At 61.2% G+C, this 22007-nt stretch carries 21 protein-coding genes and 3 pseudogenes; 9 read left to right on the top strand and 15 right to left on the bottom strand.

Annotated elements, in window-relative coordinates:
• Window positions 1-141 (top strand): annotated as a pseudogene (locus tag MUW49_RS21115) (IS1595 family transposase); the annotation flags it as partial.
• 370 nt (window positions 142-511) lie between these two features.
• Here MUW49_RS21115 and glyS read toward each other — a convergent pair.
• The gene (gene glyS, locus MUW49_RS21110; RefSeq protein ID WP_244813190.1) at window positions 512-2581 is read right to left on the bottom strand and encodes a glycine--tRNA ligase subunit beta; all 2070 of its coding nucleotides are present in this window, start codon (window positions 2579-2581) and stop codon (window positions 512-514) included.
• A 9-nt stretch (window positions 2582-2590) separates the two neighbouring features.
• Window positions 2591-3514, bottom strand: coding sequence for a glycine--tRNA ligase subunit alpha (gene glyQ / locus MUW49_RS21105; protein WP_041212022.1), 924 nt, complete (start codon window positions 3512-3514; stop codon window positions 2591-2593).
• 187 nt (window positions 3515-3701) lie between these two features.
• Between glyQ and MUW49_RS21100 the strand changes: the two genes are divergently transcribed.
• Window positions 3702-4280: a DNA-3-methyladenine glycosylase I gene (locus tag MUW49_RS21100; RefSeq protein WP_069652914.1), complete on the top strand. Its 579-nt coding sequence runs from the start codon at window positions 3702-3704 to the stop codon at window positions 4278-4280.
• 55 nt (window positions 4281-4335) lie between these two features.
• Here MUW49_RS21100 and MUW49_RS22025 read toward each other — a convergent pair whose 3' ends face one another.
• Window positions 4336-4458: a hypothetical protein gene (locus MUW49_RS22025; protein ID WP_280520857.1), complete on the bottom strand. Its 123-nt coding sequence runs from the start codon at window positions 4456-4458 to the stop codon at window positions 4336-4338.
• A 148-nt stretch (window positions 4459-4606) separates the two neighbouring features.
• Entirely contained in the window at window positions 4607-5113 is a 507-nt protein-coding gene (locus MUW49_RS21095; protein ID WP_244813188.1) for a cysteine hydrolase family protein, read from the bottom strand.
• Between the two features lie 425 nt (window positions 5114-5538).
• On the opposite strand from MUW49_RS21095, the gene MUW49_RS21090 reads away from it, so the two are divergent.
• Both MUW49_RS21090 and MUW49_RS21085 read left to right on the top strand, forming a co-directional pair.
• Complete coding sequence (locus tag MUW49_RS21090; protein ID WP_010672404.1) at window positions 5539-5781, top strand: hypothetical protein; 243 nt, start codon at window positions 5539-5541, stop codon at window positions 5779-5781.
• Window positions 5782-5944: 163 nt separating this feature from the next.
• Window positions 5945-6601, top strand: coding sequence for an OmpA family lipoprotein (locus MUW49_RS21085; RefSeq protein WP_010672405.1), 657 nt, complete (start codon window positions 5945-5947; stop codon window positions 6599-6601).
• 144 nt (window positions 6602-6745) lie between these two features.
• Here the strand turns inward: MUW49_RS21085 and MUW49_RS22165 are convergent.
• The 4 genes and pseudogenes from MUW49_RS22165 to tusA form a co-directional block, all read right to left on the bottom strand.
• Window positions 6746-6835 (bottom strand): annotated as a pseudogene (locus MUW49_RS22165) (endoribonuclease L-PSP); the annotation flags it as partial.
• A 28-nt stretch (window positions 6836-6863) separates the two neighbouring features.
• Window positions 6864-6953, bottom strand: a pseudogene (locus tag MUW49_RS22160) (endoribonuclease L-PSP); the annotation flags it as partial.
• A 138-nt stretch (window positions 6954-7091) separates the two neighbouring features.
• The gene (locus MUW49_RS21080) at window positions 7092-7439 is read right to left on the bottom strand and encodes a RidA family protein (protein ID WP_045522565.1); all 348 of its coding nucleotides are present in this window, start codon (window positions 7437-7439) and stop codon (window positions 7092-7094) included.
• Between the two features lie 18 nt (window positions 7440-7457).
• Window positions 7458-7703 (bottom strand): sulfurtransferase TusA, encoded by a 246-nt coding sequence (gene tusA / locus MUW49_RS21075; protein WP_010672408.1) that lies wholly within the window; start codon window positions 7701-7703, stop codon window positions 7458-7460.
• Window positions 7704-7984: 281 nt separating this feature from the next.
• Between tusA and MUW49_RS21065 the strand changes: the two genes are divergently transcribed.
• Window positions 7985-8176 (top strand): hypothetical protein, encoded by a 192-nt coding sequence (locus MUW49_RS21065; RefSeq protein WP_244813186.1) that lies wholly within the window; start codon window positions 7985-7987, stop codon window positions 8174-8176.
• A gap of 44 nt (window positions 8177-8220) precedes the next feature.
• On the opposite strand, the gene MUW49_RS21060 is transcribed toward MUW49_RS21065, so the two are convergent.
• The 6 genes from MUW49_RS21060 to MUW49_RS21035 all read right to left on the bottom strand — a co-directional run bounded on the left by MUW49_RS21060 (window position 8221) and on the right by MUW49_RS21035 (window position 17584).
• Window positions 8221-9477, bottom strand: coding sequence for an ABC transporter substrate-binding protein (locus tag MUW49_RS21060; protein WP_171865811.1), 1257 nt, complete (start codon window positions 9475-9477; stop codon window positions 8221-8223).
• A gap of 3 nt (window positions 9478-9480) precedes the next feature.
• Entirely contained in the window at window positions 9481-10926 is a 1446-nt protein-coding gene (locus MUW49_RS21055) for an ATP-binding protein (protein ID WP_010672412.1), read from the bottom strand.
• Window positions 10927-11039: 113 nt separating this feature from the next.
• Window positions 11040-11762 (bottom strand): response regulator transcription factor, encoded by a 723-nt coding sequence (locus MUW49_RS21050; RefSeq protein ID WP_010672413.1) that lies wholly within the window; start codon window positions 11760-11762, stop codon window positions 11040-11042.
• A gap of 347 nt (window positions 11763-12109) precedes the next feature.
• Window positions 12110-13294, bottom strand: a complete 1185-nt coding sequence (gene fadA / locus MUW49_RS21045) for an acetyl-CoA C-acyltransferase FadA (protein WP_210557406.1) — start codon at window positions 13292-13294, stop codon at window positions 12110-12112.
• Window positions 13295-15442 carry a fatty acid oxidation complex subunit alpha FadB gene (gene fadB, locus MUW49_RS21040; protein ID WP_244081191.1) on the bottom strand — a complete coding sequence of 716 codons (2148 nt, stop codon included), beginning with the start codon at window positions 15440-15442 and terminating at the stop codon, window positions 13295-13297.
• 204 nt (window positions 15443-15646) lie between these two features.
• Entirely contained in the window at window positions 15647-17584 is a 1938-nt protein-coding gene (locus MUW49_RS21035) for an acetoacetate--CoA ligase (protein ID WP_244813185.1), read from the bottom strand.
• Between the two features lie 196 nt (window positions 17585-17780).
• Between MUW49_RS21035 and pepQ the strand changes: the two genes are divergently transcribed.
• Genes pepQ through hemG form a run of 4 tightly spaced genes read left to right on the top strand, consistent with a single transcriptional unit; the run spans window position 17781 to window position 21746 of the window.
• Complete coding sequence (gene pepQ, locus MUW49_RS21030; RefSeq protein ID WP_103858863.1) at window positions 17781-19103, top strand: Xaa-Pro dipeptidase; 1323 nt, start codon at window positions 17781-17783, stop codon at window positions 19101-19103.
• Window positions 19103-19720 carry a YigZ family protein gene (locus MUW49_RS21025; RefSeq protein ID WP_041212013.1) on the top strand — a complete coding sequence of 206 codons (618 nt, stop codon included), beginning with the start codon at window positions 19103-19105 and terminating at the stop codon, window positions 19718-19720. Before pepQ ends, MUW49_RS21025 begins: the two co-directional genes overlap by 1 nt.
• Before the next feature lie 36 nt (window positions 19721-19756).
• Window positions 19757-21214: a TrkH family potassium uptake protein gene (locus MUW49_RS21020; protein ID WP_244813183.1), complete on the top strand. Its 1458-nt coding sequence runs from the start codon at window positions 19757-19759 to the stop codon at window positions 21212-21214.
• 7 nt (window positions 21215-21221) lie between these two features.
• Window positions 21222-21746: a menaquinone-dependent protoporphyrinogen IX dehydrogenase gene (hemG, locus tag MUW49_RS21015; protein WP_244813181.1), complete on the top strand. Its 525-nt coding sequence runs from the start codon at window positions 21222-21224 to the stop codon at window positions 21744-21746.
• Window positions 21747-21758: 12 nt separating this feature from the next.
• Here hemG and MUW49_RS21010 read toward each other — a convergent pair.
• The coding region (locus tag MUW49_RS21010) for a hypothetical protein (protein ID WP_244813179.1) at window positions 21759-22007 on the bottom strand (249 nt) is incomplete at its 5' end.

Raw genomic sequence — 22007 nt, 5'->3', positions numbered from 1 at the left:
CCAAGGCATCTTGCGGAATACTGCTTCCGGTTTAATCATCGTTTTGACCTCAAGAGCATGTTGGTTGAATTGGGGCATGCAGTCGTGGCAAGCCCTCCGATGCCATATCGGCTCTTGAAGCTGGCTGAGGGTCATGGGTAATCAGGAACGATTTTTTATGAATTTCATTCCCCTGAGAGTGATTCAAAAAAAGTCAATGGAAGTTGTCATGGGGACTCCAACTCAGACCAACTAAGGAAGGTGCGAATAAGTCATATGGCACGAGAGCATTTAATGGTAATCCATTGATATTAAATGACTAAAATTTTCATTTTTTGTTCGTGGGATACTTGTTCGCACTTTCCCTAACTGGCAATCTACATCGCATGGGCGGACCTATTAGGTAGAGCCGCTGGTTGTTTATTGATCACCGCAATTCCTGCTTTATTAGTGAATGTTAAATATATTGGTAAGGACTTAATAAAAACGGCGCCTTTCGGCGCCGTTTTTAATATCACCTACCCAACCAAGATCACTGCAGCAGGGAGATATCCGCGACTTGCAGGAACAGGTTGCGCAGGTTGTTCAGCAGCGCCAGACGGTTGGCCTTGAGGGCCTCGTCGTCGGCCATCACCATCACTTCGTTGAAGAAGGTATCGACCGGCTCGCGCAGGGCGGCCAGACGGGTGAGGGCAGCCTGATAGTCACCGGCGGCGAACAGCGGGGCCAGTTCGGCTTGCAGTTCGGCAACCTGGGTGGCCAGCGCCTTCTCGGCGGCATCGACCAGCAGTTCCGGTTTGACGGCAGTCGGCAATTCGCCTTCGACCTTGGCCAGAATGTTGCTCACGCGCTTGTTGGCGGCAGCCAGTGCCAGTGCGGCATCCAGCGTGCGGAAGTGGCTGACGGCCTTGACGCGGCGATCGAAGTCGAGCGGACGGGTCGGGCGGCGGGCCAGTACGGCCAGCACCACGTCGGCACCGATGCCTTCGTCCTGATAGGCGGCGCGGAAGCGGCCCAGCATAAAGTCGACCACGTCGGTAACGACGGTTTTGTTGGTCAGCTTGTCGCCGTAGACGCGTACCGCTTCTTCAACCAGTTCAACCAGATCCAGATCCAGCTGCTTCTCGGTCATGATGCGCAGGGCACCGATGGCGGCGCGACGCAGGGCGAACGGGTCCTTGTCACCCTTCGGCAGCATGCCGATGCCGAAGATACCGGCCAGGGTGTCGAACTTGTCGGCCAGCGCGACGGCGCAGGCAACCAGACCGGACGGCAGGGCATCACCGGCAAAGCGCGGCATGTACTGCTCATTAAGGGCCACGGCAACGGCTTCGTCTTCGCCATCGTGACGGGCGTAGTGCATCCCCATGACACCCTGGGTATCGGTGAACTCGCCGACCATGTTGGTCATCAGGTCACACTTGGAGAGCAGACCGGCACGCTTGGCCTGAGCCACGTCGGCACCGATACGCTCGGCGATAAAGCCGGCGACGGTCTCGATACGCTCGACCTTGGCCTTGACGGTGCCCAGCTGTTGCTGGAACAGCACGGTTTCAAGGCGCGGTAGGCGGGAGGCCAGAGTTTGCTTGAGGTCGGTCTTGAAGAAGAACTCGGCGTCAGAGAGACGGGGGCGAACCACCTTCTCGTTGCCGCTGATGATCTGGCTCGGGTCTTTGGACTCGATGTTGGTGACGAAGATGAACTTCGGCAGCAGCTTGCCGTTCTTGTCGTAGACCGGGAAGTACTTCTGGTCACCTTTCATGGTGTGAACCAGCGCTTCAGCCGGAACGGCCAGGAACTTCTCTTCGAAGTTGGCGGTCAGCACCACCGGCCACTCGACCAGTGCGGTCACTTCTTCCAGCAGGGCGTCGTCCAGATCGGCCACGCCACCGAAGGCGGCTGCGGCCGCTTCGACGTCAGCCTTGATCTTGGCCTTGCGCGCCATGAAGTCGGCAATCACCATGCCGCGCTCCTGCAGGATCTGCGGGTACTGGCTGGCGTTGTCGATGGTGAATTCGCTCTCGCCCATAAAGCGGTGGCCGCGGATGGTGCGGGCAGAGTCGATACCCAGAATGTGAGCGGGGACCAGATCCCCATCCAGCAGCAGGGTCACGGTGAAGACCGGACGCACGAACTGGATGGTCTTGTCGCCCCAGCGCATCATCTTCGGGATCGGCAGCTTGGCCAGCGCCTGGCTAACCAGCTCGCCCAGCAATTCTTTGGCCGGACGACCTTCAACCTTGGCGGTGTGAACCAGCCACTCGCCCTTGTCGGTGACCAGACGCTCGGCCTGCTCAACGGTGATGCCGTTGCCACGGGCCCAGCCTTCGGCAGCCTTGGTCGGCTTGCCTTCGGCATCGAACGCCTGAGCCACGGCCGGGCCGCGCTTCTCGACGCTCTTGCTCGGCTGTTCGCCAGCCAGCTCGCTCACCTTCAGCGCCAGACGGCGCGGTGAGGCAAACCACTCGACGTCGCCAAAGGCCAGATCGGCCTTGGTCAGTTCGGCTTTGAAGTTGTCGGCAAAGGCTTCGGCCAGGGAGCGCAGGGCTTTGGGCGGCAGCTCAGCAGTACCGATCTCTACCAGAAATGTATGTTGTGCCATGTCCGTTCCTTAACCTTGCTTGTTCTCTGTGCGCTGACACATGGGGAAACCCAGCGCTTCGCGGGAGGCGTAGTATGCCTCTGCCACGGCCTTGGTCAGGGTGCGAATGCGCAGGATGTAGCGCTGACGCTCGGTGACCGAGATGGCCTTGCGGGCATCCAGCAGGTTGAAGGAGTGAGCGGCTTTGAGGATGCGCTCGTAGGCAGGCAGCGGCAGCGGTTTTTCCAGTGCCAGCAGATTCTGGGCTTCCTTCTCGTACTGCTCGAAGCAGTGGAACAGGAACTCCACGTCGGCGTGTTCGAAGTTGTAGGTGGATTGCTCCACTTCGTTCTGGTGGAAGACGTCGCCATAGGTGGTCTTGCCCAGCGGGCCGTCAGACCAGACCAGGTCGTAGACGCTGTCCACGCCCTGAATGTACATGGCCAGACGCTCGAGACCGTAGGTGATCTCGCCGGTGACCGGCTTGCACTCGAGGCCGCCAACCTGCTGGAAGTAGGTGAACTGGGTCACTTCCATGCCGTTCAGCCACACTTCCCAACCCAGACCCCAGGCACCCAGCGTCGGGTTTTCCCAGTTGTCTTCCACGAAGCGGATGTCGTGGATTTCAGGATCCATGCCCAGTTCTTTCAGGGAGCCCAGATAGAGTTCCTGAATGTTGTCGGGGGAGGGCTTGATGATCACCTGGAACTGGTAGTAGTGCTGCAGGCGGTTCGGGTTCTCACCGTAGCGGCCGTCAGTCGGACGGCGGGACGGTTGTACGTAGGCGCAGGCGATGGGCTCCGGGCCCAGGGCGCGCAGGCAGGTCATGGGGTGGGAGGTACCGGCACCCACTTCCATATCCAGCGGCTGAATGATGGTACAGCCCTGGCGGGACCAATAGTCCTGCAACTGCAGGATCAGGCCCTGAAAGGTTTTGACATCGAATTTTTGCATAGTGTTTTTCGCGCGAAATGAAATCAGAGCAAGATTTGCTGAATGTGAACCGAGGGAGTATACCGTCTGGCATGGTCGGATAATAGGCGAAATTACAGGGGATTAGTGGGGCTATGTTGCCGCTTGCCCTATGATGTCGCCGACGCAAGCGGCCTGCCGATGGCCGATGAAAAACAGGGGAGAGGAAATGGAACTGCGCTGCGCCTGGGTGACCAGAGACCCGGAATACATCGAATACCATGACATGCAGTGGGGCAGGCCGGTGTATGACGCCCGCGAGTTGTTTGCCAAGCTCTGCCTCGATGGTCAACAGGCGGGGCTGTCGTGGATCACCATCCTCAAGCGCACCGAGAGCTACCATCGCGCCTATGCGGATTTTGATCCGGTGCGCATCGTGCAGTTCGACGACCAGGATGTGGAACGGCTGATGCAGGATACCGGCATCATTCGCAACCGGCTCAAGGTGCAGTCGATCATCAAAAACGCCCGCGCCTATCTGGCGCTGGAGGCGGAAGGCATCGACTTCGTCGATTATCTGTGGGGCTTCGTGGGCGGCGCCCCCATCGTCAACCAGCGTCAGGGCAACGGCGACATTCCGGCGACCTCGCCGGAGTCGGATGCCATGTCCAAGGCCCTCAAGAAGCGCGGCTTCACCTTCGTCGGCAGCACCATCTGCTATGCCTTCATGCAGGCGGTGGGCATGGTGAACGATCATCTGGTGACCTGCCCCTGCCACGCCGAGTGCCAGCAAGCAGCGGCGACGTGAAGGGGAAATGCACGAAGAAGGGAGGCTCAAGCCTCCCTTCTTTTTTTGCTCTGAATCAGCAGGGCTCAAGGGTGCGGTCGAGCGCCTCGCACACCTCGTCGCTGCTCATCAGCCGCACGAAGGGGCCGGCCAGGGTGCAATGCTGTTCAGATAAGCACTTTTTTGACTGATTATTCATAAATTGGATTTGAGTTGAGGGGGCAAGGCTGTGTCCAGTCGATCTTCCTCCAGCCTTTATCCAGCGGGGCTTGCAATAGAAAGAGGGAGGCATCATGCCTCCCTCGCTTTTTTGTCCTGATACTACGTGGACTGGAACTCAAATTCTCTTAAGTGAACAGCATTGCGGCCAGGGTGGCGTTGTGATGGGCGATGATCTGGGGGGCGGTCAGTTGCGGCGTGTCCATGCAGGTGTGGGCATCGCTCACCAGCACTACGGTGTAGCCGAGATCTGCCGCCGACCGGCACGTGGTGTCGATGCAGTACTGGGTCTTCATGCCGGTGACGATCAGGGTCTGCACGCCGTCCTCTTTCAGCCAGCCATCGAGACCGGTGCCATGGAAGGCGCTGGGGCGCTGCTTGTCGAACACCCGATCGGCCTCGCCGACGACCAGCTCAGGCGCAAGCTGCCAGAACGGACTGCCGGCGGCGATGGGGCTGCCGGCCGGGCCCGTGTGGCGCACCGCCAGCACAGGGAGAGCGGCACTGCGGGCCGCCTGGCCCAAGCGATTGATGTTGGCCAGGGTCTCGGCCCCGGCATGGGGGGCTTCCGGGCTGTGAAGGAGGCCCACCTGGATGTCGATGATGAGCAGCGCGGGGCGGGAAAGGGACGACATGGTCATGGCTCCGTGAGAAATGTCACCCACTCTGGGGCCATGGGCTCTAATGAGACAACCCCGCATCTGGGGGGCAACCACTCCAGACTCCGGGAGCATGTTCCGTTGCGCCGGGCCAGGGGCCTTTTCGCCCCCTTGGTACAGCCGGGATACAGTCACACGGGTTCACCATCGGGAGCGCCATCACGAGGGAGTCCCGTGTCACTGAGCGCCGTTCGCCCTCTCTTCCCCGGCCTGATCGGCTGCACTCTGGGGATGACGTTGCTCGTCAGGGCAAACATGAGGGGAAGCCGGCCCTGTGCAAGAAGGTCCGAGGCTGCACAAACGACGCCCCCGAGGGCCGAGTCTGCGCTACCGGGATCTTGCCCCTCCCCTATCATTGAAAGACGCCGGACCGGTTCAGGTTGTCTGGCGAAGGAGCCATCATGAAGAAGTCCGTATTGGCGCTGCTTGCCGCCACCGCCTTGCTGGCCGCCCTGCCTGCACAGGCCACCAAGCAGGCCCAGGAACGCCGTGACGCCCGCGATGTGCGTCAGGATACCCGTCAGGAGTCCCGTGACGCGAAACAGGCGTGTCGTGAGGGGCTGGTGGGCAATGCCGACTGCCGCCAGGAGCATCGTGACAACAAGCAGGAGGGGCGAGACAAGGCCCGGGATATCAAATATTGATGCGGGCCCGTCCGAAGAGGGCCTGCACCGGGTAAGTCGCAAGGGGCAGGGGGGCGTGTTGCCCCCCTGCCCGTCTTCGCAATGGGCGCGTCACACTCTGGCGCCTCTCTGGGTTAGAATGCGCGGCCATCGGCTAGAGTCGTTCTTTTTCAGAGGTTTTTTCATGCATTTCAAGAAACTGGTTCCTGCACTTGCCCTGACCGTCGCCATCACTGGCTGTACCACCAACCCCTATACCGGTGAATCCCAGACCTCCAAGGGCGCCTGGGGCGCGTTGGCGGGTGCGGCGACCGGCGCAGCCGTGGGGGCGCTCTCCTCCAGCAAGGGCGACCGCAAAAAGGGCATCCTGACTGGCGTCGCCGCCGGTGCCGCGCTGGGTGGTGGTATCGGTTACTACATGGATGTGCAGGAGGCCAAGCTGCGTGAGAAGCTGCAAGGCACCGGCGTCAGCGTGACCCGCAACGGTGATCAGCTGATCCTCAACATGCCGAACAACGTCACCTTCGACAGCTCCAGCGCCCAGCTGAAAGCCGCCGGTGCCAACACCCTGTCCGGCGTGGCCCTGGTGGTTGCCGAGTTCGACAAGACCCGTCTGAACGTGGTCGGTCACACCGACAGCACCGGCTCCCGCGAGCTGAACATGAAGCTCTCCCGGGATCGCGCCGATGCCGTCGCCGCCCAGCTGATCGGCCAGGGCGTGTCCGGCAGCCGCATTGCCATCAGCGGTGTGGGTCCGGATCAGCCGGTGGCCAGCAACAGCACCGCCGAAGGCAAGGCCCAGAACCGTCGGGTAACCATCACCCTGACCCCGACCGCCTAAGCGGCCTGCGTTGCAGTCATGAAAAAGGCCCCGCCAGTGATGGCGGGGCCTTTTGCTATCCGCCGTTGTGGGCAGTGGCGCCTTGTTCTTTGCTCCCTTCTCCCCTTGCGGGAGAAGGGTCGGGGATGAGGGGATAACCGCCTCTTAGACAGCCGCAGTCAGCTGCACTTCTACCCTGTCGCCTTCGTGGGCGAGACGGGCCTGCACGCAGGCGAGAACGGGGGCTGTGTCGGCATCAGGGGAGCCAGGCATCCCGTTTTGATTAGACAGCGGCAGTGAGCTGTACTTCCACCCTGTAGCCTTCGTGGGCGAGGCGGGCCTGCACGCAGGTGCGCACGGGGGCGGTGTCTGCATCAGGGGAGCCAGGCATCCCGCTTTGTTTAGACAGCCGCAGTCAGCTGCACTTCCACCTTGTAGCCTTCGTGGGCGAGACGGGCCTGCGCGAACGGGGGCTGTGTCTGCATCAGGGGAGCCAGGCATCCCGCTTTGTTTAGACAGCTGCTGTGAGCTGCACTTCTACCCTGTAGCCTTCGTGGGCCAGACGGGCCTGTACACAGGCGCGAACGGGGGCTGTGCCGGCCGGGATCCAGGCATCCCACTGCGCGTTGAAGGCGGCGATGTCTTCAATGTCCTTGAGATAGATGTTGGCCATCAGGATCCTGTCGACGCCGGAACCGTTGGCTTCCAGCAGGCGCTGCAGGCTTTCCAGCACTTCACGGGTCTGCTGGTGGATGTCGGCTGTCTCGGTGGCGGGCACTTCCACCACGTAGAGGGTGCCGTTGTGGATGACCACATCAGACCAGCGCTGGGTGGTCCCGATACGGGTAATGGTTGTCATGTTTGCTCCGGTACGGGGTTATTGACCCTTGCGGATCAGGTAGCGGTAAGGGGCCTGCTCAGTCTCGCTGGCGACCAAGGTGTGGTCCATGAAGCGGCAGAAGCTGGGGATGTCGCGGGTGGTGGAGGGGTCGTCGGCGCTGACCAGCAGGGTCTCCCCGTCAGCCATCAGCCGCACTTTCTTGCGAACCATCATTACGGGTTCGGGGCAACGAAGCCCGATTGCGTCCAGCTCGTGGGTCGCATTGCAGAATACAGTACTCATGAATAATCAACCTTCAGCCGCACCTTCTTGCGCGCCATCGTCACGGGCTCGGGGCAATGAAGCCCGATTGAGTCCAATTCGTGTGTTGCGTCGCAGAATAAAGCACTCATCAATAATCAACCTTCAACCAATTCGGCCAGCAATGATACTCACGGCGAAAAAATAATCAAACCACGGGGCGGTTATGCAGCATATGCTACCAAAATGTGAACCGGCTCTACCCAGGCTTCGCTCGATGAGTAATATAAAAATTGAACCATATTCAACAAGGAGGTGTGAATATGCAGGTCTCCTACGGCAGATTGCAAGCCTACGCAGGCATGGGGTTCTTGTCGTTCGCCATGATAGTGCTGGGCAGCCCGATCGGTAATACCGTTACCTGGTTCGGCTCCATGGTGATGATAGGGCTGGGGCTCTGGATCGAGCTCAGCGACTACTACGACGAGGATGAGGACGAGAACGATCCCTCCTGAGAGCCTGGCTCTCGGCACTCAAAGGCGGACGATGTCCGCCTTTGTCATTTCTGCTCCGCGCCGGAACGGGTCGAGCGCATGGCGCGCTCCAGCTGCTGCGCCGTCTGCTCGGGGTTGGCCCTGGCGTCGTTGAAGAAGCTGCTCAGCACATCCATGATCCCCTGGCGCATGTTGGTGGGCACCGCCATCCCCTCCGCCATGCTGGGCAGCAGGTTGTCCTGTTGCTCGGCGTGGAGGAAGTCCCGATAGGAGCGGATGGCGCAGCGATCGAACTTGCTCATGTCCGGCTTGATGAGCGCCGGGATGGAGCCCTTCACCCGGTTGAACGCTTCCTGGAAGCGCGGTGTCATCAACAGCCTGGCCAGCTCGCCCTGGGCCTGCAACTGGGCGGGATCCCGCTGCTTAAACATGGCGATGGAGTCGAGGTTGTAGCTGAACAGCCCCTGGCTGCCCGGGCTTGGCAAGCACTCGATATCCTCGCCGGGGCGGTAGTTGCCTGCACTCAGCTCTCCCTTCACCCAGTCCCCCATCACCTGCATGGCGGCGCCGCCGCTCTCCAGCAGGTTGGTGGCCTGGTGCCATTTCAGGCCGGCGTATTTCTCGGGCACATAAGCGCGCAACTGCTGGAAGCGGGTCAGCACCCGCATCATGTCGGGGCCGGTCAGGGTGGCGCTGTCCTGTTCGAGGAAGGCCTTGCGATAGAAGGTCTTGCCCCCTTCGCCGAGGGCCACCGTTTCGAACAGCACCGCGATCTGCCAGGGTTCGTTACCGATGGCGAGGGGGGTGATGCCCTTCTCCTTGAGCTTGTCCGCCACCGCCACGAATTGGGCCCAGTCGGTGGGGGGCTTGAGCCCCTGTTGCTCGAATACCTTGCGGTTGAGCCACAGCCAGTTGACCCGGTGGATGCCGGTGGGGACCGCCATCAGGGTGCCGTTCTGGCTGAGGGTATCGCGCACCATGGGGGGCAGCTGAGGGTACCAGCCGAGGTGCTCGGCCATGGGGGTGAGATCGCGCAGAAAGCCCAGGCTGCCCCACTCGTGCAGCTCGAACCCCTTGAGGTGGGCTGCCTCCGGCGGGTTTGCCGCCAGGGCCCGGCTCTTGAGCACCGTCATGGCGCTCTTGCCGCCCCCCCCCTGTACCGCGAAGTCGTTCCACTGGTTGCCCTGTTCGGCCCACTCGGACTTGAGCACTTCCACGGCCCTGGCCTCGCCGCCGGAGGTCCACCAGTGCAATACCTCCACCTGGGAGGCACAAACGGGCAGGGAGAGCAGGGCGATGACAGAAAAAGACAACCACTTCATACATTACTGCCTTGGTAGGGAGAGGGTGGCCTGCAGGCCGCCCTGGGGGCGATTTTCCAGCACCAGGTCGCCGCCGTGGGCGTGGGCTATGTTGCGGGCGATGCCAAGGCCCAGCCCGGTGCCGGCGGCATCGGTGCTGAGGCGGTAGTAGGGCTCGAAGATGCGCTCGAACTGATCGTCCGGCAGACCGGGCCCCTCGTCCATGATGAAGAGGATCAGCATCTCCTCGTCATCCATGATGATGATGCGCACCTTCTGGCCGTACTTGATGCCGTTGTCCACCAGGTTGCCGATGCAGCGCTTGAGGGCCAGCAGCTTGCCGCGATAGGGCCACTTGCAGTGGCCCTCGATGGTGAGCAGATCCTCGTGCAGGTTCATGGCTTCCGCCATCTGCTCCAGCAGGGCGTTGACGTCGATCTGCTCAAGGTTCTCGTGAATGTCCGTCTCTTTGACCGTCTGCAGCGCCCCTTTGACCATCAGCTCCAGCTCGTCCAGGTCCTTGTTGAACTTGGCGATCTGCACCTCGTCGTCCAGCAGTTCGACCCGCAGTCGCAGCCGGGTGATGGGGGTCTTGAGGTCGTGGGAGATGGAGCTGAACAGCCGCTCCCTGTCGTCGATGAAGCGGCGAATGCGCTGCTGCATGATGTTGAAGGCGCGGGTCGCCGCCACGATTTCGGAGGCACCCTCCTCCTTGAGGGACGGCTGGTCGATGTCCTTGCCGAGGTTGACCGCTGCCTTGGCGAGGCGACGCAGGGGGCGGGTCTGCCAGCGCACCAGCATGAAGGTGAAGAAGCAGAGGAAGACCGTCATCAGGGCGATGAAACGCACCTGGTTGCTCGGCATCACGGTGTCATCCAGCGTCATGTAGGGGGCGGGCAGCAGGGCCGCCAGATAGAGCCACTCCCCCGGTTCTATCTCGATCTGGGTCACCAGCACCGGCGGATTGATGGGCTCCAGGGACAGGGTGTAGCGGGCCCAGGAGGAGGGGAGATCCGCCAGCAGGGTGTCGTTGTTGAAGACGTGCAGCTCCTCGGGGCGGGAGAAGTCCACCTTGATCGCCATGGCGTCGGAGAGTTTGCGGCTGAGCACCTCCTGCACCTCTTTGAGCACCAGCGTCTTGCGCTCGCTGTCGGGGATGGCGCTGATGTGGATCTCTTCCTCGTTCAGGGAAACGAAGAAGCGGCTGCCCCCCATGTTGCGTAGCTGATCCAGGGCGATGTGGCGGTATTGCAGGGGCAGGGACTTGAAGAAGTTGACGGTGGAAGCCGCCGACAGCGCCAGGTTGCGGGTGGTGCTGAGCATGCCCTCCAGCTCCCGCTTCTGGATCTGTTGCATCCAGATGCCAGTGAGGATGGTCTGGGAGAGCAGGATGGCGAGCAGCAACAGCAGCAGCATCCGCGACAGCAGGGAGCGGGGCACCAGGGCCCGCCAGAACTTCTGCCCCGTCATGGCAGCGTGTGTCTCTTGTCGATCAGCATGGGGTGCTTACCTCTGTGCCTTGCCGTTGCCCCGTGATGGGTCTCTCTTCTGCCCGTTCAAGGTCTCGCCGTAGCGTCTGTCTGTTACGGGATCTCGTGGACTTCGGCGATCAGCATGTAGCCGCTGCCGCGAATGGTCTTGATGATGCGCGGGCTCTTGCCGTTGTCACCCAGCTTCTGGCGCAGGCGGCTGATCTGCACATCGATGCCGCGCTCCATGGGCAGGCTCTCGCGACCGCGGGTGGCGTCCGAGATGGTATCCCGGTCCAGCACCACGCCGGGCTGCTGCAGGAACATGCCGAGCAGCAGGGCATCGCTGCCGGAGAGATCCAGCAGGCTGCCATCTTCGTGGGTCAGCTGGTGGCTCAGGGTGTCCAGGGTCCACTCGGCGAAGCGCAGCCGACGGCTCGGTTCCTTCTCTTTCTCCGGCTGGCGGAATTCGGCGCGGCGCAGCAGCGCCTTGATGCGGGCCTGCAGTTCGCGCGGGCTGAACGGCTTGGCGATGTAGTCGTCGGCGCCAAGTTCCAGACCGATCACCCGGTCAGCCTCGTCGGAGGCGGCGGTCAGCATGATGATGGGTACCTGGGAGTCGCGGCGGATCTGCTGGCAGAGGGTAAAGCCGTCGTCGCCGGGCATCATGATGTCCAGAATGATGAGGTCCGGGCTGTGCTGGGCCAGTTGTTGGCGCATCTCGTTCCCTTCGGCCGCGGTCAGTACCTCAAAACCGGCCCGGGTCAGGTACTCGTTGAGCAGCTCGCGGATCTCCCGATCGTCGTCGACGATAAGCAGTTGTTTGCTCGTTGACATATGTATGTGCATCCACCCATTTTTTTGTGCAGATTGAACCTGTCGGGGGAGCAAAAAGCAAGCAAGCCCCTCCTCTAATGTGAAGTTATGGGCAATATAGCCTCAGGATTGGCCCCGATCGCGGGAAAAGAATAAAAAAGGCCGACCCAAACGGGCCGGCCAACACGCAGATTCCGACGGCAGGAGCGCACCCCGTGTGGCGCGTTCCACAGACTCGACAGCAGGGTCGGCAGGCCGACCCGGTATTCGTGATGGGGCCGCTGTGCCGGGAAGCAGGGCCGCCTTCTGTCTGTTGTTGCCGCCCCGAGGTGGCGTCCCTGACCGGTGAGCAGTCAGGGGCGATTCACTTACACCCGTTCGAACACGGTGGCGATGCCCTGACCCAGGCCGATGCACATGGTGGCGACTCCCAGGGTGGCGTCCTTCTCTTCCATCAGGTTGATCAGGGTGGTGGAGATGCGGGCACCGGAGCAGCCGAGCGGGTGACCCAGGGCGATGGCGCCACCGTTGAGGTTCACCTTCTCGTCCACCAGATCCTGCAGACCCAGATCCTTCACGCAGGGGAGGGACTGGGCGGCAAACGCCTCGTTCAGTTCGAACAGATCGATGTCGCCGACGGTCAGACCGGCCCGCTTGAGCGCTTTCTGGGTGGCCGGCACCGGGCCGTAACCCATGATGGCGGCGTCACAGCCGGCGATGGCCATGGCACGTACCCTGGCGCGCGGGGTGAGGCCGAGGGCCTTGGCACGGTCCGCACTCATCACCAGCATGGCGGCGGCGCCATCGGACAGGGCCGAGGAGGTGCCGGCGGTGACGGTACCGTTGACCGGGTCAAACACCGGGCGCAGCTGGCTCAGCGTCTCGACCGTGGTCTCCGGGCGGATCACTTCGTCGTAGTCGTAGAAGAAGCGGGCGCCGCTGGCGTCATGGCCTTCCAGCCCGACGATCTCCTTGGCAAAACGGCCTTCCACGGTGGCGGCGTGAGCGCGGCGGTGGGAGCGGGCGGCAAACTCGTCCTGCTGCGATCGGCTGATGCCGTGCAGCTTGCCGAGCATCTCGGCGGTCAGCCCCATCATGCCGGAGGCTTTCGCCACCGACTTGGCCATGCCGGGGTGGAAGTCGACGCCGTGGCTCATGGGCACGTGGCCCATGTGTTCGACGCCGCCGATGATGAAGATATCCCCATCACCTACCTGAATGGCGCGGGAGGCATCATGCAGCGCCTGCATGCTGGAGCCGCACAGGCGGTTGACGGTGACCGCCCCCACCTGCTTGGGAATGCCGGCCAGCAGGGCGGCGTTGCGGGCGATGTTGAAGCCCTGCTCCAGGGTCTGCTGCACGCAGCCCCAGTAGATATCCTCGATCTCGTTCGGGTCGAGGTTGGGGTTGCGCAGCAGGATGGATTTCATCAGGTGCGCGGACAAGTCTTCTGCACGCACGTTGCGGAAGGCGCCGCCCTTGGACCGGCCCATCGGGGTCCGGATACAGTCGACAATGACTACGTCTTTCATGAATGGATCTCCTTTCCGCAATCAGTAGAAGGTGTTGCCCTGGGCGGCCATCTCACGCAAGCGGTCGCTGACGCGGTAGAGCGGACCCAAGTCGGCATACTGGTCGGCCATGGCCACGTAGCGATCCAGACCGATAGTGTCCAGATAGCGGAACACGCCGCCGCGGAAGGGAGGGAAGCCCAGGCCGTAGACCAGCGCGATGTCGGCTTCGGCTGGTGTGGCGACAATGCCCTCTTCCAGGCAGAGCACCACCTCGTTGATCATCGGGATCATCATGCGGGCGATGATGGCCTCCTTGTCGAAATCCTGCTTCGGCTTGGCGATGGGTGCCAGCAGCTCGTAGCTGGCTGCGTCGGCCACCTTCTTCGGCTTGCCCTTCTTGTCCTGCTCGTAGGCGTAGAAGCCCTTGCCGTTCTTCTGACCGAAGCGGTTCACTTCGTACATCACGTCGATGGCGGTGCGACCTTCCTTGCTCATGCGTGCCGGGAAGCCCTGCGCCATCACGTCACCGGCATGGTGACCGGTGTCGATACCGACTACATCCAACAGATAGGCGGGGCCCATGGGCCAGCCGAACTCTTTCTCCATTACCTTGTCGACGGCGGCGAAGTCGGCGCCATCGGCAACCAGCTTGTTGAAGCCGAAGAAGTAGGGGAACAGCACCCGGTTGACGAAGAAGCCCGGGCAGTCGTTGACCACCACGGGGGACTTGCCCATGGCGGCGGCGTAGGCCACCACGCGGTTGATGGTTTCATCGGAGGTCTGCTCGCCGCGGATGATCTCCACCAGTGGCATGCGGTGCACCGGGTTGAAGAAGTGCATGCCGCAGAAGTTCTGCGGGCGCTTCAGCCCCTTGGCCAGCAGGGATATTGGGATGGTGGAGGTGTTGCTGGCGAGCACGGCGTCTTCGCCGATGATCCCTTCCACTTCACCCAGCACGGCGGCCTTCACTTTCGGGTTTTCAACCACGGCTTCGACTACGACGTCCACGCCTTTGACGTTGTCATAGCTGAGGGTCGGGGTAATGGCAGAGAGTACCTGGCCCATCTTGATGCCGTCGATGCGGCCTTTTTCGAGCTGACCGTTGAGCAGCTTGGTGGCTTCACCCATGCCAAGTGCCAGCGCCTTCTCGTTGATATCCTTCATCACCGCCGGAATGCCCTTGCTGGCAGACTGGTAGGCGATGCCGCCGCCCATGATGCCGGCACCCAGTACGGCGGCGTGGCCAGTGGCCTTGCTCGCCTGTTTGGCAGCTTTCTTGGCCAGCGCCTTGATGTGCTGATCGTTGAGGAAGATACCGACCAGTGCCTTGGCGACATCGGTCTTGGCCAGCTTGATAAAGCCTTGCGCCTCGGCCACCAGAGCCTCGTCACGGCCCATACCTGCGGCGGCCTCGACGGTTTTCACCGCCGTCATCGGTGCCGGATAGTGTTTGCCCGCCACTGCGGCAACCATGCCGGCGGCGGTGGTGAAGCTCATCATGGCTTCCAGTTTGGAGAGGCGCAGCGGGGCTTTCTTGGCGGCGCGGCGGCCCTGCCAGTCCAGCTTGCCTTTGATCGCGTCCTTGATCATCTGCAGCGCAGCGCTCTGCAGCGCGTCGGGGGCGACCACGGCATCGATGGCACCCACCTTGAGGGCGTCATCGGCACGGTAATCCTTGCCGGTGGTGATCCACTCGAGCGCGTTGTCGGCGCCGATCACCCGCGGCAGACGGACTGTGCCGCCAAAGCCCGGCATGATGCCGAGTTTGGTCTCGGGCAGGCCGATTTTGGCGCTGGTGTCAGCCAGCCGGAAGTCGGTGGAGAGAATGGTCTCGCAGCCGCCGCCCAGGGCGTGACCCTTGATGGCGGAGAGGGTGGGCACCGGCAGATCTTCGATGGCGCTGAAGATGTCGTTGGCCTTCTTCAGCCAGCCGAGCAGGTCTTCTTGCGGCAGATCGAACAGTTCCAGGAATTCGGTGATGTCGGCGCCGACGATGAAAGCGTCTTTGCCGGAGGTGAGGATCAGACCCTTCAAATCGGCTTGTTGCTGTAATGCGGCGATCGCTTCGCTCAGGGAGAGCAGGGTAGCGCGATCCAGCTTGTTGACTGAACCCGGGGCATCGAACCTCAGCTCGGCAATGCCGTCTTCGAGGTAGCTGACCGTCAGGGTTTCGCCTTGGTAGATCATGAGAGTGTCTCCTTGTTCCCACTCTGTGGGGAATGGTGCTCCTTTATCCCCAGCAGGGGGCGAGGCTCACTATTGATCCAAAAGGAGACATTTTCAACACCTATTTAAAACATTTGTTTAACAGTTATCGAGTAAAAGCTCTTCATCACAAAACGGGCAAAAAAGAGGCGCCTTGCGGCGCCTCCGATGGAGATGAGCGTGGTATCAACTGGCCAGTTCCGGCCGGTTGCGATACTGGTTCAAGACCTCGGGATCGGCGAGGGCGTGGGTGTTGTTGACGGGGCGGTTGTGCACCACTTCCCGCACCGCCAGCTCCACTATCTTGCCGGACTTGGTGCGGGGGATGGCATCCACCTGCAGGATGCGGGCAGGCACATGACGGGCGGTGCAGTGCCGCTTGATCTGCTGGCAGATCCGCTCACGCAGCCCGTCGTCCAGCTTGCAACCCGTCTTGAGCTTGACGAACAGCACCACCCGCTCGTCCTGTTTCCATTGCTGGCCGATGACGATGCTCTCCTCCACCTCGTCGAGTTGTTCCACATAGCGGTAGATCTCGCTGGTGCCGATGCGCACGCCGCCCGGGTTGAGGGTCGCGTCGGAGCGGCCGTAGAACAGAATGCCGCCAGTCGGGGTCAGCTCGATCCAGTCCCCGTGGCACCAGATGTTGTCGAACCGCTCGAAGTAGGCGGCGTGGTATTTGTCGCCGTTCTCATCACCCCAGAAGTAGATGGGCTGGGCCGGGAAAGGCTTGGTGCAGACCAACTCGCCCTTTTCCCCCAGCACCGGCTGGCCCGCCTCGTTGAATACCTGCACCGCGAGACCAAGGCCGCGCCCCTGGCTCTCGCCGCGATAGACGGGGCTCAAGGGGTTGCCGATGACGAAGCAGGAGCAGATGTCGGTGCCGCCAGAGATGGAGCTGAGCTGCACATCCTGCTTTATCTGCTGGTAGACATAGTCAAACCCCTCCGGCGACAGCACGGAGCCGGTGCTGCAGATGAGGCGCAAGGCAGGCAGGTCGTGGGTCTTGATGGGGGCATAACCCTGCTTGTGCAGCGCATCGAGATACTTGGCCGAGGTACCGAACAGGGCGACCTCTTCGTCTCGTGCGAGATCCCATAACACGTTGCCATCCGGGTAGAAGGGGGAACCATCGTAGAGCACCAGGGTGGCGCCGGAGGCGAGGGCGCTCACCAGCCAGTTCCACATCATCCAGCCACAGGTGGTGAAGTAGAAGATGCGCTCCCCCGGCTTGATGTCGCAGTGCAACTGGTGCTCTTTCAGGTGTTGCAGCAGGGTGCCGCCAATGCCGTGCACGATGCACTTGGGTTTGCCGGTGGTGCCGGAGGAGTAGAGGATATAGAGCGGGTCGTTGAAGGCCATGGTCTCGAAGGCGAGCTGGGCATCATGCTGGCTTGCCAGCAATTGCTGCCAGTCGTGACCAAGCTGCAGCGGGTTGCCGAGCAGGCGGATCATCACCGTCTGCTCTAGGCTGTCGAGCTGACCGACGACGCTGGCCACCTTGTCCTGAATGTCGATGGCCTTGCCGCCGTAGCGGTAGCCATCCACCGCGAACAGCACCCTGGGACGGGTCTGGCCGAAGCGCTCCACCACGCTGGCCTCGCCAAAATCGGGGCTGGTGGAGGTCCAGATCGCCCCGAGGCTGGTGGTTGCCAGCATGGCAACCACGGTTTCCGGGATATTGGGCAGGTAGGCTGCGACCACATCACCTCGGCCTATGCCCTGGCTGCGAAGCCACTGGGCCAGGCGGGCGACCTGATCTGCCAGCTCATGCCAGCTCAGGGTCCGGCTTGGGCCCCCTTCAATGCGGGAGATGATGGCCGGGCTCTCATCCTGACGGCGCAGCAGGTTCTCGGCGAAGTTGAGCTGGCTGTCGGGGAACCAGCGGGCGCGCTGCATATCCTGGCGGTTCTCCGCCACAATGTTGCCAAGCTCGCCCTTGACACCGCAGTGCTGCCACACCAGGGGCCAGAAGCGGGTGGTCTTCTCCACCGACCATTGATACAGGTCGGTATAGCTGCGCAGTTGCAGGCCATGGAAGTGATTGACCTCGGCCATGAACTGGTGGAGGTTGGAGTGCTGCATCCTGTCCTGATCCGGTGTCCACAGACAAAGGTTTTGCATGAGTCGTTCCTGACGGCTGATATCTACTGTCTGTGGGCAGTGTATTGAATTGTTCTTTGTTTGTTAATTGTCTGTTTTATCTTCATAACAAAAAGCCTGTAACCTATGCGTTACCTCACGAAGCGAAAGCCGGGTGGCTCGAGCCTTGATTCGCTTGATGTTATGCTGAAGTCACATTCGCCCGGAGCAGGACGCCATGAGCAGTTACAGCCAACTTTTTGCCCAGCATCTCGACACCCTTCAGCAGCGTACCCGCGACATCCTGCAACAACAGGGTCTTGGCGGTCTCGCTATCCACTCCGGCCAGACCCACCGCATCTTCCTCGATGATCAGGATTATCCCTTCAAGGTGAATCCCCAGTTCAAGGCCTGGCTGCCGGTGCTGGACAACCCTCACTGCTGGTTGCTGGTGGATGGTGTGAGCAAGCCGGTGCTGCTGTTCTACCGGCCGGTGGACTTCTGGCACAAGGTGGCGGAGTTGCCCAACGCCTTCTGGGTCGACTTCTTCGACATTCGCTTCCTGACTCGCCCGGAGCAGGTTGCCGATCACCTGCCGGCCAACAAGCAGGAGTGGGCCTATCTGGGCGGCCATCTGGAAGTGGCCGAGCTGCTGGGACTGGGCCAGCCCAATCCGGAGGCGGTCCTCAACTACCTGCACTACCAACGTGCCTACAAGACGCCCTATGAGCTGGAATGTCTTCGCGATGCCAACCGCATCGGCGTGCGCGGCCACATCGCGGCCAAGGACTCCTTCATGGCGGGGGCGAGCGAGTTCGAGATCAACTTGGCCTACATGAAGGCGGTCGGACAGGGGGCCAATGAGGCGCCCTACGGCAACATTGTTGCCATCAACCGCAATGCGGCCATCCTGCACTACACCCATCTCTCCACCCAGCGGGTGCCCGATGCGGAGCGTTACTCCTTCCTCATCGATGCCGGAGTGGACGTGCACGGTTATGCCTCCGACATTACCCGGACTTGGGCCTGGCGCCGCGGTGAGTTCGCCGATCTGATCGCAGCGCTGGATGCACAGCAACAGGAGATCATCGACGAGATCAAGCCGGGCCGCCGCTACAGCGAGCTGCACCTGCAGATGCACCACAGGCTGGCGCGCCTGCTGCAAGCCACCGAACTAGTAGACATGTCGGTGGACGAGATGATCCACACCGGGGTGACCAATGTCTTCTTCCCCCACGGTCTCGGCCACTTCCTCGGCCTGCAGGTACACGATGTCGGCGGCTTCATGCAGGATGAGCGCGGCACCCACCTGGCGGCCCCCGAGCAGTTCCCCTATCTGCGCTGCACCCGGGTGATGGAAGTGGGCCAGGTGTTCACCATCGAGCCGGGTCTCTACTTCATCGACAGCCTGCTGGAGCCGCTGCGCCAGGGTGAGCAGGGCAAGCGGGTCAACTGGAACAAGGTGGAGGCGCTGCGTCCCTATGGTGGCATTCGCATCGAGGACAACGTGGTGCTGCATGCCAACGGGGTGGAGAACCTGACCAGACAAGCAGGGCTCTGATGGCGACGGATTACCCCATACCGGCAGCCCCACTGGAGGTGAGCGAGGAGATCAAGAAGAGCCGCTTCATTACCTACATCGCCCACACTCCGACCGTCGAGGCCGCCAAGGCCTGGATAGACGAGATCAAACAGCAACACCCGGGAGCCCGGCATCACTGCTGGGCTTTTGTCGCCGGCGCCCCGCAAGACAGCCAGGTTTATGGTTTCAGTGATGATGGCGAACCCTCGGGCACGGCGGGCAAACCCATGCTGGCCCAGTTGATGGGGGCCGGTCTTGGTGAAGTCGCCGCCGTGGTGGTGCGCTATTACGGTGGCGTGCTGCTGGGGACCGGTGGCCTGGTCAAGGCCTATGGTGGTGGTGTGGGGGCAGCACTTAAGCAACTTGAAACCTGTATCAAGCGTCAGCTGACTTCTTCCGTGATCCAGTGTGACTACACCGACATGGGGGCCGTGGAGTCCCTCATCTCTGTCCATCAAGGGCAGTTGCTGGTGGCCGATTATGGTGCCAGCGTCACCCTTCAGGTAGCGTGGGAGTCTGCGCTCTGGGCCCGTATCGCACAGGAATTGACCGACCGGACCCAGGGTCGGGTATCCCTTCGTCCCTTAGATGGCTAGAATCCATCGCTCTTTTAGTCTGAAGAGGGAGCCGGAATGCAGATTCTGAGCATCATTCGTATCGTCGGTCTGCTGGTTGCCCTGTTCAGCTCGACCATGCTGCTGCCCGCGATGGTCGCTTTTGGGTATCGTGATGGCGGTGGTACCGAGTTCGTCAACTCCTTCGTCATAGCCCTCCTGCTCGGCCTGCTGCTCTGGTTCCCCAACCGCCACCAGAAAAAGGAACTCAGGTCCAAGGAAGGCTTCCTCATCGTGGTGCTGTTCTGGGTGGTGCTGGGGAGCGTGGGTGCCGTCCCCTTCATCATCAGCGACGTGCCGAACATGTCGGTCTCGGAGGCATTTTTCGAGTCGTTTTCCGGCCTGACTACCACGGGCGCAACGGTGCTGACCGGGCTGGACAATCTGCCCAAGGCGTTCCTCTTCTACCGCCAGCTGCTGCAATGGCTCGGTGGCATGGGGATCATAGTGCTGGCGGTGGCCGTGCTGCCACTGCTGGGTATCGGGGGTATGCAGCTCTATCGCGCCGAGATCCCGGGGCCCGTCAAGGATAACAAGGTGACCCCGCGCATCGCCGAGACGGCCAAGGCGCTCTGGTTCATCTATCTGCTGCTGACCTCCCTCTGCGCTCTCGCGTACTGGATGGCGGGAATGACGTTGTTCGATGCCATCTGCCACTCCTTCTCCACCTTGTCGGTTGGGGGGTTCTCGACCCACGACGCCAGCATCGGTTTCTTCGACAGCCCGACCATCAACCTGATCACAGTGGTGTTCCTGTTGCTGGCGAGCGTCAACTTCGCGCTGCACTTCATGGTGTTTGCCCACAAGCCGGTGCGCGTGAGCAGTTATCTGCGTGACTCCGAGCTCAAGGTGTTTCTGAGCATCCAGTGCGTGCTGGTGCTGATCTGTTTCGTCTCTCTGCTGTTCCACGGCCACTACGATACCTGGCAGGATGCGCTCAACCATGGCCTGTTCCAGGCGGTGTCTCTGGGCACGACCACGGGGTACAGCACCACCAGCTATGCGGATTGGCCCTCCTTCCTGCCCATGCTGTTGATGTTCTCTGCCTTCATCGGCTGTTGTGCCGGCAGTACCGGGGGGGGCATCAAGGTGATGCGTTTCATGATCCTGTTCCTGCAGGGGATGCGTGAACTCAAACGGTTGGTGCATCCGCGGGCCATCTACACCTTGAAGCTGGGACGCCGTGCCGTACCGGAACGGATCGTGGAAGCGGTCTGGGGCTACTTTGCCACCTACATCATCCTGTTCTTCATCTTCATGCTGTTGCTGCTGATGACGGGGCTGAACGAAGTGACGGCCTTCTCCGCCGTGGCTGCGGCATTCACCAACGTGGGGCCGGGTCTGGGGGAGGTGTCGGCCAACTTCGGCAATATCTCGGCCACTGCACAGTGGATATTAATCGTGGCCATGTTGTTTGGTCGATTGGAAATCTTCACACTTCTGGTACTGTTTACTCCTGCATTCTGGCGTAGTTGAGGTTGGTATGGACAAGATTTTGGTGCTTTATTCTTCCCGGGACGGGCAAACGCGGAAAATCGTGGATGTCATGCTGGAGGAAATATCAGGATGCGAAGTGGTGATGCACGACCTGCACACCCTGTCCATGTGCAACCTCAGCAAGTATGCCAAGGTGTTGATTGGTGCTTCCATTCGCTACGGTAACTTCCACCCCAGCCTGCTCAGCTTCATACACGCACATCATGAACAGCTGGAAGTAGCCAATGCGGCGTTCTTCTGCGTGAACCTGACGGCACGCAAGCCCGAGAAGCAGACGCCGCAGACCAACGCCTACATGAAGAAGTTTCTGCGTCTCTCTCCCTGGAAGCCGAAAACTCTGGGGGTGTTTGCCGGGGCATTGCAGTACTCCCGTTACAACTGGTGGCAGACCCGTATCATTCAGTTGATCATGAAGATTACCGGGGGCAGCACGGATACCAGCAAGGATCTGGAATTCACCGACTGGGACAAGGTGCGCGGCTTTGCCCGTGAGTTTTGGTCAAAAAAGTAACAGTGACGTCATTCAAAGCGGCCAGAGCCCTGCGTAAGCAGGGCTTTTTGTTTGATAAGTAGGCGTTCGAGCCACAAAACGGTAAAAAGGACTATTTTTCGCAAAATAGCCCTTGTCATCCCGGCGCGGCTCCCTATAATGCGCCCCTACCAGCACGGCGGAACACGCCGAACTGATGGGCTCGCTTCCTTGTGAAGCCAGCGCCGAAAGAAAAGCGAAAACAACCGCTTGACTTTCGAAGTGAGGAGCGTAAGATGCGCT

Origin of the sequence: Aeromonas sp. LsrichE-8G, from assembly GCF_022869435.1 — a bacterium.
Taxonomy (GTDB): Bacteria; Pseudomonadota; Gammaproteobacteria; order Enterobacterales; family Aeromonadaceae; genus Aeromonas; species Aeromonas caviae.
Note: the sequence above shows the minus strand (reverse complement) of the source record. Positions and strands in the feature narration are given on the sequence as shown.